The sequence below is a fragment of the Mucilaginibacter lappiensis genome (assembly GCF_050433765.1).
Lineage (GTDB): Bacteria > Bacteroidota > Bacteroidia > Sphingobacteriales > Sphingobacteriaceae > Mucilaginibacter > Mucilaginibacter lappiensis_A.
The window spans coordinates 1036402-1048389 of sequence record NZ_JBNPWP010000001.1; the positions used below are offsets into that span (position 1 = coordinate 1036402).

The window sequence follows — 11988 nt, forward strand, 5'->3', positions numbered from 1 at the left end:
AATCTGCTAATACATTTTTTCTAAATTAAATCATATGAGAGAACAAAGGTTTAATCTCGCACACCGGCTCATTCACTGGGCTATCGCTTTTACCACGTTATTTCTTTTACTGACTATTCTATTGCGAATGGGTTGGATGAACAAAGATCATGTAGGGAACATCATTCAGCAAAACCTGAATAAGTCAAATGTTCACATCAACACAAAAGCTGCCGCAGTTATAGGGAAGGCGGTACGCAAACCCATGTGGAACTGGCATATACTGGCTGGTTATACCTTGATTGGTCTCTACCTCATCAGGATGGCACTGACTGCCGTACAAGGAATTGCCTACAAAAGTTCATTTTCAAAAAAGACCAAAATAAAGGAAAAGTTTCAGGCCTGGGTGTACATTGTTTTTTATTCTTTGCTGGCGATATCTCTTTTAACGGGCTTTATGATACAAAACGGGCCAAAAAGTTTACAGCATAATATGGAACTTATTCATGTACAATCACTTTACTATGTGGTTACCTTTATCGTATTGCATATTGGAGGTGTCATGCTTGCTGAGTTTGGGCCTGAAAAAGGGATAATTTCAAAAATAGTAAGCGGCGACAAAACCTGAATATCAACAATTTGGCTACCTCTGGAACCGGCTCCGGGATGCCTTAATAGCAGGCATATGCTCATTAGCCCAATCGTACAATGCCATGAGATGAGGAACGAGCGTTTCACCAACCGGTGTTAAAGAGTATTCTACTTTAGGAGGGATCTCCGGGTACATCTTCCTGGTCACTAATCCATCTGATTCCAGCGTCTTCAATGTTACTGTCAACATTTTTTGAGAGATCGTTTCGATCATTTGGTGCAGTTCATTGAAACGTAAGGTGCCATGATCCGCCAGCATGATCACGGTGGACATCGACCATTTATCTCCCAGACGTGACAAAACATCCGTGATCGGTGCTTTTTCCCGGCCCTCCTCACATTTTCTTAAATTTTCTTTTTTCATATCACTTTGATTCTCAATAATAGTTACCTCGAAGTAAGTATCTGATCTTCAGGTGTCTTCTTGTTTTTATTATACTTACCAAATACCTTTGACTTACTTAAAGTAAGTTAATATACAAAGTTAATTAAAAGTAACATGAAAACTATATTAGTTACCGGCGCGACCGGTCCTCTGGGTGCAGCAGTAATCACCACGCTATTAAATAACAAAAATGCATTTGCTGTCAGAGCACTTGTCAGAGACGAGACAAAAGCCAATGCCTTTAAAGACAAGGGCGTCAGCACCGCCATTGGCGACTATAACGACTACCCCTCACTTGTTGAAGCTACAAAAGGTGTTGATACCGTAGTGTTGATATCCGGTAACGATCTTGAACACCGGGCAAACCAGCACCTGAATGTGATTAGGGCAGCCAGGGAAACCGGTGTAGAAAAGATCATTTACTATAGTTTGCAGCGTAAAGACGATAATGAGGACGGTGGCTTATTGGGAAACAAGACGGTTGCCCACATGATAACCGAAAAAGCACTCGTAGCATCAGGTATTACTTATGTTATTTTACAGGTATCGCTTTATACGGACATGATCCCACTTTACGCGGGACAACAAATAGTAGAAACGAAAATCATCTACCTGCCAGCAGAGGACGGTACAGCGGCATATGCCCTTCGCGCGGAACTGGGTGAGGCTGGTGCAATTATCGCCATAGATGAGAAAGGACAATATGATAACAGATTTATTGTGTTGACCGGCTCGGAGGCCATAACCTGGGCAACTATTGCCGATATGATCAGCGCCGTTACAGGTGATAAATTTAAGTATATCTCGCCTGAAGTTGCTGAATTTCTGGAAACCATGAAAAATAACGGAACACCAGAATGGCTGGGTCCTGCGCTTAAAGAGATGCAGCAAGCGGTGGCACATGGAGAATTCGCTAATGTAACCGATGATCTGGAAAAAATACTGGGACGTAAGCCCGAAACTGTCTTTAATTATCTGAAATCTTTCTACAGCAAATCCTAATTAATTAACGCTAATGAAAACTACAAAAATCACCTATTGGGTGTTAACGGGCATTACAGCATTGGGCAGCTTATTTTCGTCCTATTCGTACCTAACATCGCCGCAAATGGTTGCAACCTTCGGGCACCTTGGTTTTCCCTCCTATTTCCGGATCGAACTGGCAGTGGCCAAATTTCTGGGCATCATCATATTGCTGGTTCCTTTGACCCGTACGTTAGAAAGACTAAAGGAATGGGTTTATGCGGCATTCACCATTGTCTTTGTATCCGCGTTTATAGCACATTCCTCCGTGGGTGACCCGATGGTCATGCGTGTTTTCCCAATCATTTTTTTAGCGTTTTTAGTAGGATCGTACATTTCTTACCATAAAATTAAGGACAGGAATTTGCAATCTTAATTGGCTCAAACAGGAGTTAATAAGAAAAGTGATTTACAAAAGGATAAATAGCACGATGAATTGCGCATATTAATTTTTCCCGATAACTTCCCTTCGGTGTTGAATTCCCCAATCTGTCAGATTGTTAATTATTGTCTGTAACGTTTTGCCGTGTTTGGTGAGTTCATACTGAACAGTTACAGGGTGCGTGTCTAAAACTGTTCGTTCAACCAATTTGTTTATTTCCAATTCCTTTAATTCCTTGCTCAACATCTTGTTCGAAATACCTACCACATCATTCAAAATGTCAGAAAACCTTCTTTTGTTGTAATGGCAGATAGATGAGATGATATAGATCTTCCATTTCCCACTCAGCACATCCATAGCATCGTGAACAGCCATCATTTCTTTTTTACGATCCTGTTGAAATTCTTTTATACACTCCATAAGTTACTTTGTTACTTCAAGGTTACTGTTACTTTTAGATACAAAGTTACTAAAATATATCTATCTGGTATAACTTTGCAGCTCAAGAATTTAATAGATAGAGAAAATGAATAAACTAAAAAACAAAGTAGCCATAGTTACAGGCGGCAATAGCGGTATTGGATTTGGTATTGCAGAAGCATTCAGAAATGAAGGTGCGGTTGGCACTATTACCGGAAGAAACGAGGTGACATTACACCTTGCTGCGGACACGTTAGGTACAGATTTTATCGGCATTAAAGGTGATGTCACGAATATCAATGATCTGGAAAATATATTCAAGAAAACCATTGATAAATTTGGGAAGATTGATGCATTGGTAGTTAATGCAGGCGGTATTGTGGACGGCGTGCCAATGGCTGCGATAAACGATGTTACGGAAGAAAATTACGACCGTTACATGGACCTGAACTTGAAAAGCGCCTATTTCACTGTGCAAAAATCACTTCCTTATTTAAATGACGGTGCTTCCATCATACTTATTGGATCGACTGCCGCGCATCGTGCCGCACCGGGAATGACTATCTACGGAGCAGCAAAGGCGGCTATCATATCATTGGCAAAAGGTTTGTCTCTGGATCTGTTGTCAAGAAAAATACGGGTTAATACACTTTCGCCAGGTTCTATTGATACGCCTGTTTTTGGAAAAATTGTACCACAAGAACAAGTGGAACAGGTAAAACAAATTTGGATAGATATTACACCTGTAGGCAGACAAGGACTTCCGTCTGATATTGGAAACGCTGCTGTATTTTTAGCATCAGACGACTCGGCTTTTATTGTTGGTACCGAAATTATATCAGACGGCGGCATGACAAATATCAGCCTGATGAAATAATTTATCTTAAATAAACAATACTGAAAATGATACAGAATAATTATAATGGAGCGTTGCAGAAACCAATAGGTTCTGGATTTAACGCAACATCAACTACAAATGATGTAATAAAAGGAATTGACCTCAAAGGAAAAATCGCTATCGTTACTGGCGGTAATACAGGCATTGGTTTGGAAACGGTAAAAACCCTATCAAAAGCCGGGGCAACAATTATTGTACCTGCAAGAGATGTTGAAAAAGCGAAGGAAAATCTGCAAGGAATTGCCAATGTTGAAATAGAAGAATTGGATTTAATAGATCCTGATTCTATTGACACTTTTGCCGAAAAGTTTTTGGCTTCGGGCAGACCATTACACTTGCTTATTAACAACGCAGGAATTATGTTCGTGCCGTTACGCCGTGATGCAAAAGGAAATGAATCGCAACTCGCCACCAATTATCTCTCAGTTTTTCGGCTTACTGCCAGGTTGTGGGACGCGCTAAAAAAAGCGAATGGCGCAAGAGTGATCAATGTTTCTTCTTTGGGGCACCATTTTGCACCTTTCAATTTCGACGACCCGAATTTTAAACATCGTGACTATGAAACATTGCAAGCCTATGGACAATCAAAAACCGCTGTCAATCTCCTTTCGCTTGAATTGGACAACCGTGCTAAATCATTCGGCGTAAGTGTATATTCAATTCACCCCGGCAATATTTGGGGAACAGAATTAGCCAGAGAGGCCCCAATTGAAATATTACAGCAATTTGGCTTCTTAGATGACAAAGGAAATCCTGTACCGGAAGTTATTGATTCGCTTAAAACCATTCCGCAAGGTGCGGCCACAACCATATGGGCTGCTACGAGCCCGCTATTAAACGAAATAGGCGGTGTGTACCTCGAAGATGTTGATATAGCCGAATTAGCTATCGATTCATCAATACCCAATGGCGTAAAACCGTATTCTTTAGACGAAGCCAGTGCCAAACAATTGTGGAAACTGACCGAAGAGTTAACAGGCGCTACATTTAACGTTGATTAATTTTCCCCTTGGATCACGCAGGCATATGGCATTTCAATTCAAACACATAACACCCTACATTTAACTTCCTGCAACCAAGGCAAGTTGATCGCAGATGAATTTGTATGTGGGTACCATATGCCTGTGTGGTTCATTTGGTTCGGGCCCAACCAATGGCTATTATAGCTTTAATGAACTCAAGCAGACAGCAGTTATTTCTAAAAAACCTCAATAACCATCCCTTTTAATGATTATGGACTTTGCTGTTTTTTCAAAGATCTAATTATGGCTGAGCCCCTACTGGACAATTCTCAAATTATTCTAAAGTCATTAAGGAAGAGGCGGCTTCAATTAAAAGAATGACGGAATTCCAGGGGCGAGAGGCTGGTCTTGATCTTGAACAGTTTACTGAAGGATTGCAGGTGTTCAAAACCCAACTCGTAGGCGATCTGGCTAACGGAAAGATTGGTTGTCGAGAGTTTCTCTTTAGCCAGTTCGATCAGTTTGTTGTGAAGATGCTGCTGGGTATTCTGGCCGGTCAGGGATTTGAGCAAACCGCTCAGGTAACCCGGTGAGATATTTAAGTTTTCGGCGATATAAGTAACGCTGGGGAGTCCTTTTTGGGAAAGTGCGCCACTATTGAAGTAATTGGTGAGTAAATCTTCCAGTTTGATTAGGATTTCATGACTGGCGATCTTGCGGGTGATGAACTGGCGCTGGTAGAACCTTTCCGAATAGGTCAGCAATAATTCCAGATGGGCAATGATCACGCTTTGGCTGAACCGGTCAATATTGGCATGGTACTCTTGCTCGATATTTTGTGCGATAGTTGTGAGCATAGTTTCTTCCTTGTCTGATAAGTAAAGCGCCTCGTAAACCGAGTAATTGAAGAATTCGTATTGTTTGATGGTTTTAGCCAGCGGGGTGTTCCATAAAAAATCCGGGTGGATCAGGATCATCCAGCCTTCGGGACGGTGCATCACGCTGCCTTTTTCAATTTCGACCCCAAACACCTGACCGGGTGACATGAAGAACAATACACCTTCGTCGAAATCGCTTGCCTGCTGGCCGTATTTGAATTTAGCGTTCTTCACCCTTTTCATCGAGATCGAATAAAAATCATAGATCAAACTGAACGTGCCTTGGGCCAGGGGCCTGTCCAGGTGGTCCATATGCACCAGGCTGATCAGCGGGTGCGCCGGGTTAGGCAGGCCCGCAGCCCGGTGATATTCAGTGATCGTATGAAAATGGTAAAGCTGGTTATTATTCATAACTATGATAAAGTTCGTTATTTTTTATGATAAGCTGCGGCAAACTCTTTAGCGAAATCAGCGAGTTTGACCTTACCCATTTTCGGCTTGCTCCGGTGAAAATTCTCCAGGGTTTTGCCGCTGTGCATGGCTGCCTGCATTTCGACTAACGTCTCCGCCAGCTTTTCGGGAACTTTGGCCATCTTTAATCCCTGCAGCATTTCTTTGTCCGATAGTAGCACCCATTTTAACCAGGGCTTGCCTACGGCAGTACCGATGATCTTTGCCGCTTCGTTACAAGTCATTTCCTCGCTGCCTACATAACGGATGGTTTTTTCTTTGGGTAATAATCGCAGTTCCTCAGCAACGGCATCCGCGATATCCTTTGGCGATACAAAAACGATCCGGTCTTCTCCGCCATAGTTCCCCATTAGTAAGCCGGTCTTACCGCTCAGCAAGGCCCGAAGACCGGAATAACGCAGCGTCAGGAATTTGCCGATGAAGCCTTTGCCTTTGATCAGGTCGATAGACTGGTAGAAGTTGGTATAAAAGGCCGCGGGCCGCATGATCGTAATGGAGGCGTCCAGTTTATCTAATATGTGTTCTACGTTTTCGGCTTTAACCAGGTCTGCCGCCCAACCGCTCAGGAGTACGATCCGTTTGGTGCTGGCTTCTTTGAGGGCTTGTGCATAGTTTTGCGCCATCCGGTGCAGGTAATCACCCAGATCAGGCTCGCTAAAACTCAGGGGGATCATGGCATAAACCGCGTCTGCGTCTTTAAAAATATTGATCAAAAACCTAACATCAGAGATCGAGCCAATTGCTGATGTCGCACCTAAGTTTTCGATAGCTGCCTGTTTTTTGGGATCGCTGCTGACAACAGTCACCGCATGTCCCTGGGCGATCAATATTTCTGTAAGCGGCTGACTGATGTTCCCTAAAGAACCGGTTACAATAATTTTCATCGCTTTTTATTTGGTATAAACGCCGTTATCAATATCGGCAAGTAATGTGGAGTGCGTTGAATGCCAGTTCAAATGTTCCTGTGTCCACTTGCTCGATGCCGGGCAGTCTATCGCGGCCATGTGTGCAAACCAGCCAAAATGTTCAGCGGCTGCTTCAGGTGATATGGAAACTACCGGGATATCCAACTGTTTGCCAATGGCTTCGGCTATCGTTTTAACCGTGATGGCTTCTTCGGCAGAAGCATGATAACGAGCGTCCGATGCAGCGTTCTCTAATGCCAATCTGTACAAATGGGCTGCATCCAGCCGATGTACCGCGTTCCAGCGATTCTGTCCCTCGCCAATATAAGCAGATACGCCTTTTTCTTTAGCGAGATTGACCAGAATGGGTATGAAGCCATGTTTGTCGTCATCGCCATGCACCGATGGCGACAAACGGATGGCTGCCGCACGCACTCCCAGCGCTGCTACAGCATCTGCAGTTTGTTCGGAAGCCCGCGGCCAGGCCGGGTTGAACGGCGGGATGATATCTTCGGTGGCCAACTTTCCCGGGCTTACCAGCGCCGTACCGGAGGTAACAATAAACGGGCGGTTAGAACCGGCCAGCACTTCGCCGATGGTTTCAATGGCTATTTTATCTACCTGGCAAACTTCCTGGAATCGGGTAAAGTCATGGATGAATCCGGCATGGATCACGCCATCTGCATACGCAGCACCGCTGCGCAGGCTGTCGAGATCTTCCAGGTCACCCCGGTGCACTTCTGCACCGGCATCAATCAGCTTTTGGGCTGATGCATCCGAACGGGCCAGTCCCAATACCTGGTGGCCAGCGCTTATTAATTCCTGCACAATGGCAGTACCGATGAAGCCTGTGGCTCCTGTAACAAATACACGCATAATTAATTTTTCTTTTGTTGATACAAAGATGGACTGCTTTGGCTGGCAGGATTTATCCAAATCTGCGTTTGGTTTAGCCAAAACCGTAAAAAGCATACAAACATCCTGAATTCGTGTTATCTGCCGGCCGCGTTTTGAACTGACCTTTGGGTCATCATATAAAACACAAAAAAATGAAAAAGACAATTTTAATCACAGGGGCCAGCAGCGGTATAGGCGCGGCAACTGCCCAACTATTTTTAAGCAAAGGCTGGAATGTAATTGCAACCATGCGCAGTCCTGAAAAGGAAACCGCTTTAGTTAACTCGGATGAGGCACTGGTTACCAGACTCGATGTGCAGGATTTGGCTTCAATCGAAAATGCGGTAAATCAGGGTATCGAAAAATTTGGCCGGATCGATGTGTTGCTGAACAATGCCGGTTATGGCGCTTACGGGATTTTAGAATCTTTTTCGAGGGAGCAGATCATCCGACAGTTCAACACCAATGTCATCGGGCTTTTGGATGTGACCAAAGCATTATTGCCACATTTCCGTGCCAACAAGAGCGGGATCATCATTAACATTTCCTCTATCGGCGGTAAAATGACTTTCCCTTTGGGGACTTTGTACCATGGGACGAAATTCGCGGTGGAAGGTATATCAGAATCGTTGAGTTACGAGGTGGAACAGTTTGGTGGCAAAGTAAAGATCGTTGAACCAGGTGCTATCGCGACCGATTTTTCAGGTCGATCGCTGGATTTTAGCAATGATGAAAGTATGGCCGAATATCAATCCATCGCCCAAAAGATACTGGCGGGGATGCCGGAGTTTTTTAAGAATGCTTCTCCGGCCAGTGTGGTTGCGGATGTGATATTTGAGGCGGCCACCGATGGTAAAAACCAGTTACGCTATACTGCAGGCGAAGATGCTAAAGCGATTATCGCACAGCGGGGGGAAGTCGATGATGCCACGTTTATCGCAGGGATGAAAACACAATTCGGGATTTAAGCTATATTTACAGTAATGAGCTTGTTCCTCCATTTACAAAGCATTTCAGACCTGTTCCGGTTTTTCCGCCTGGAACAGGCTGTCCGGCACCCGCTGGTGGCAGTGATCGATTTTAGCAAGGTCAGCGAAGATATTACAGACAAGACATTGCTTTCCTGCGATTTCTATTCACTGATCTGTAAAAGCTATAACCGGAACAACGTCAAATATGGCCATAAGATCGTCGACTTTCAGGATGGCAGCCTGATCTGTATGGCGCCGAACCAAGTACTGGAACTGGAAAACGATTTTGAGCCCGATGCGGTCATAACCGGCTGGGGTGTATTTTTTCACCCGGACCTGATCAGGGCAACCTCATTATTTGAAAAAATGAAGGATTACAGTTTTTTCGCTTACGAAGTTGGGGAAGCGCTGCATCTGTCAGATAAAGAGAATCAGATCCTAAAGGACTGCGTGTCGAAGATCGAAGCGGAATTAAAGGAAAATATTGACGACCACAGCCAAAACATCATCGTTTCGCAAATTGAACTGTTGCTAAATTACTGCACCCGTTTCTACAGCCGGCAGTTCATTACCCGTAAGAACTCGAACAATGCAGTCGTCATGCAAATAGAAAGGATTTTGAGTTCCTATTTTCAGGATAGTTCTGAAAAACGCCTGCCGACCGTCAAAGATTTGGCGGAGCAGGTGTTTTTATCATCAGGTTACCTGAGCGACTTGCTCAAAAAAGAAACCGGCAAGAACACCCAGGACCATATCCATTTTTATTTGATCGAGGAAGCTAAAAACTTGCTACTCAGCACCGATAAGTCCGTCGGCGAGATCGCCTATGCTTTAGGATTTGAATATCCGCAATATTTTAATAAGCTCTTCAAACAAAAGACCGGAAAAACCCCTATCGAGTTTCGCAGCTTGAACTGAAAGTAAGCATTTTGCTAAATTGATTTTGTTTCAAGAACGCTATTCTAATGCGCATATTAAATATAAATTAGCTGTAATAAACCGCTCTAATTATGAAAGTGTTGCTGTCTGTGTTCTTTTTTGTAATAGTATCCTGTAATGCAAAATGTAAAGAATATACTGACAGTCTTTTACAGGTTTTAAAATCCGAAATCCTTAAAAAAAAATTCTACGATGCTGAAAAAGACCGCCATATCAAAAAATTAAAAGAATCCTTAGGCACGGTTCCCAAAACCGATTTTTACACGCAATATGCAATTTGTGATAAATTGTACCAGGAATATAAAGATTTTGTATTTGATTCGGCACATGTATACACCAAAAAACTTCTCGAATTAAGCGGTCAGATGCATGATATTCCTAAGCTTTACGAAAGCAAAATAAAGCTGGGGGCTATTCAATCGTCCTGGGGTATGTTTAAGGAAACTTTCGAATGTCTTAATCAAATTAACGTAAGGCAGGCGCCCGACAGTGTCAAATTAAAATACTATGAATTAAAATCCAAGGCATATACCAGGCAGGCTTTATACAATACAGATGAATTTTATTCTCCTTCCAACCGCGCAGAGTCTATAAGAGCGTTAAACGCAGCAATACAATTAAGTAAGCCGGGATCTTACGAAAAATACAGACATTTAGCGGAACTCTGCACTATATACGGGCAAAACGACAAAGCTGCGGCTTACTGTATCAAATTACTAAACAGCAATTTGCCAACATATCATGAACGAGCCATGATAGCGCACGATTTAAGTAACTTGAGTACGGGTTCCAAAAAAATACGACTAATAACGCTTGCCGCCATTTATGATATCCGTTCATCAACCAAAGAGACCCTGGCTATTTTTACACTTGGGAAAATATTAATGGATGAGGGCAGAATAGAAGATGCCGAATTGCTTTTGCAGGAAGCACTGGATCAGGCCAGTATTTATGGCAATAAGTTGCATAAAATAGAAATTGTAGCTATTTTAACTACACTGTCTGCCCAAAAACTTATTAACTCTGAAAATAAAAAAAATCAAATATTAACGTATCTGATAACCATTTTGAGTATAGCTATAGCTGGTGTAGCAATTATATCTGTAGTTGTATATATCAGGCTAAAAAGAGTAAAGCGACGTGAGGCTATTGTCAGGGAAAAGAATCTGCATTTAGACGGATTAAATAAAAAACTTTCAGAAGATACCCAGATCAAAGAAGAATACATTGGTTATTTTTTTGACGTTATTTCTGGCTATATCCTCAAACTTGAAAAAATTAAAAGAAATACCGAACGCAAGATCAAAATAAAGAACTATGAGGAGTTATTGCATTTAGCCAATGAAATTGATATTAAACAGGAACGCCATGCTTTATTCCATACGTTTGACAATATATTCCTTAAGCTGTTCCCTAATTTTATTGCCGCGTTTAATGCCTTGCTAAAGCCTGAAGATCAGATATGGCCAAAGGACAACGAAGTTTTAAATACCAATCTGCGCATATTTGCCCTGATGAGATTAGGTATTAAAGATAATCGAACAATAGCCAATATATTACAGAGTGCTGTAAGTACTATTTATACCTACAAAATTCGCATTAAATCAAAAGCACTTGTTCAGGGCGACGAGTTTGAAAACAGGATAATGGAGATCAATTTCGTTGACAGCAATGACATCCATCCTTAATCAGATTTACTCGCGCTTTTTGATAGTTAAGGTTATCCCCGGGGTTAATCTCTGGGTTAATTTTAATGTTTTTATCTTGAATGCCTTAAGTTTAAGTTAGATTTTTTGCCAATCAATGTGTTTTAATTTATTGATAATGAATTTATTACAATAAAACACAAGTGGATTTTTTGTAAGCATCCACCAAACTGGCATTTATTTTAATTTTCTATGTACAACTTTGTACATATCCAATCATTTACGGTTAATCTAAGTTTAACCGCACTACCGATGATGGGAAACCCTTATAAACCAAATAATAGTATATTTTTTTCGGAGATGTAATGGCGTGTGTAAAATGTGGTAAGCAGGCTGCAGGCTGCTGAAAAATTTTGCCGGTCGAAAACGAGACTTTGATGTTGACTATAAAAATGCAGCTGTAAGGCTATGCTCCAAAATTGCATGGAGCCAGGTTTCTGTCCAAAGGAGTTGTCGATACCATAGCTATTATCCCGGAACAGCATAAACCAATGATTAAATTGATAGGAATACCTCTTGCG

Annotated in this window: 13 protein-coding genes; 8 read left to right on the forward strand and 5 right to left on the reverse strand. The window is 42.2% G+C overall.

The genetic code is table 11. The features are described 5' to 3' along the window. The first annotated feature begins 34 nt into the window (after positions 1-34). Complete coding sequence (locus tag M2273_RS04075) at positions 35-607, forward strand: cytochrome b/b6 domain-containing protein (protein ID WP_429393319.1); 573 nt, start codon at positions 35-37, stop codon at positions 605-607. 15 nt (positions 608-622) lie between these two features. Here the strand turns inward: M2273_RS04075 and M2273_RS04080 are convergent, their stop codons facing one another. Next, positions 623-994 (reverse strand): winged helix-turn-helix transcriptional regulator, encoded by a 372-nt coding sequence (locus tag M2273_RS04080; RefSeq protein ID WP_429393322.1) that lies wholly within the window; start codon positions 992-994, stop codon positions 623-625. A gap of 135 nt (positions 995-1129) precedes the next feature. On the opposite strand from M2273_RS04080, the gene M2273_RS04085 reads away from it, so the two are divergent. Continuing rightward, the gene (locus tag M2273_RS04085; RefSeq protein ID WP_429393325.1) at positions 1130-2017 is read left to right on the forward strand and encodes an SDR family oxidoreductase; all 888 of its coding nucleotides are present in this window, start codon (positions 1130-1132) and stop codon (positions 2015-2017) included. Positions 2018-2030: 13 nt separating this feature from the next. Further along, positions 2031-2414 carry a DoxX family protein gene (locus tag M2273_RS04090; protein WP_429393327.1) on the forward strand — a complete coding sequence of 128 codons (384 nt, stop codon included), beginning with the start codon at positions 2031-2033 and terminating at the stop codon, positions 2412-2414. 69 nt (positions 2415-2483) lie between these two features. On the opposite strand, the gene M2273_RS04095 is transcribed toward M2273_RS04090, so the two are convergent. Next, positions 2484-2798 carry a winged helix-turn-helix transcriptional regulator gene (locus tag M2273_RS04095; RefSeq protein WP_429393330.1) on the reverse strand — a complete coding sequence of 105 codons (315 nt, stop codon included), beginning with the start codon at positions 2796-2798 and terminating at the stop codon, positions 2484-2486. Between the two features lie 148 nt (positions 2799-2946). Between M2273_RS04095 and M2273_RS04100 the strand changes: the two genes are divergently transcribed. Then, a complete protein-coding gene (locus M2273_RS04100) occupies positions 2947-3717 on the forward strand; it encodes an SDR family oxidoreductase (RefSeq protein ID WP_429393333.1) in 771 nt (256 codons plus the stop codon). A gap of 26 nt (positions 3718-3743) precedes the next feature. Further along, positions 3744-4739 carry an SDR family NAD(P)-dependent oxidoreductase gene (locus tag M2273_RS04105; protein WP_429393335.1) on the forward strand — a complete coding sequence of 332 codons (996 nt, stop codon included), beginning with the start codon at positions 3744-3746 and terminating at the stop codon, positions 4737-4739. A gap of 326 nt (positions 4740-5065) precedes the next feature. Here the strand turns inward: M2273_RS04105 and M2273_RS04110 are convergent, their stop codons facing one another. Genes M2273_RS04110 through M2273_RS04120 form a run of 3 tightly spaced genes read right to left on the reverse strand, consistent with a single transcriptional unit; the run spans position 5066 to position 7830 of the window. Next, positions 5066-5989, reverse strand: a complete 924-nt coding sequence (locus M2273_RS04110; protein WP_429393338.1) for a helix-turn-helix domain-containing protein — start codon at positions 5987-5989, stop codon at positions 5066-5068. A 17-nt stretch (positions 5990-6006) separates the two neighbouring features. Next, positions 6007-6933 (reverse strand): SDR family oxidoreductase, encoded by a 927-nt coding sequence (locus tag M2273_RS04115; RefSeq protein WP_429393340.1) that lies wholly within the window; start codon positions 6931-6933, stop codon positions 6007-6009. A gap of 6 nt (positions 6934-6939) precedes the next feature. Further along, a complete protein-coding gene (locus tag M2273_RS04120) occupies positions 6940-7830 on the reverse strand; it encodes an SDR family oxidoreductase (protein ID WP_429393342.1) in 891 nt (296 codons plus the stop codon). A 173-nt stretch (positions 7831-8003) separates the two neighbouring features. Here M2273_RS04120 and M2273_RS04125 point away from each other — a divergent pair, with 173 nt between their 5' ends. The 3 genes from M2273_RS04125 (at position 8004) to M2273_RS04135 (ending at position 11449) form a co-directional block, all read left to right on the forward strand. Next, positions 8004-8819, forward strand: a complete 816-nt coding sequence (locus M2273_RS04125; protein WP_429393345.1) for an SDR family oxidoreductase — start codon at positions 8004-8006, stop codon at positions 8817-8819. Between the two features lie 15 nt (positions 8820-8834). Continuing rightward, positions 8835-9740, forward strand: coding sequence for a helix-turn-helix domain-containing protein (locus M2273_RS04130; protein ID WP_429393347.1), 906 nt, complete (start codon positions 8835-8837; stop codon positions 9738-9740). Positions 9741-9832: 92 nt separating this feature from the next. Next, positions 9833-11449: a DUF6377 domain-containing protein gene (locus tag M2273_RS04135; protein WP_429393350.1), complete on the forward strand. Its 1617-nt coding sequence runs from the start codon at positions 9833-9835 to the stop codon at positions 11447-11449. Positions 11450-11988: the final 539 nt, after the last annotated feature.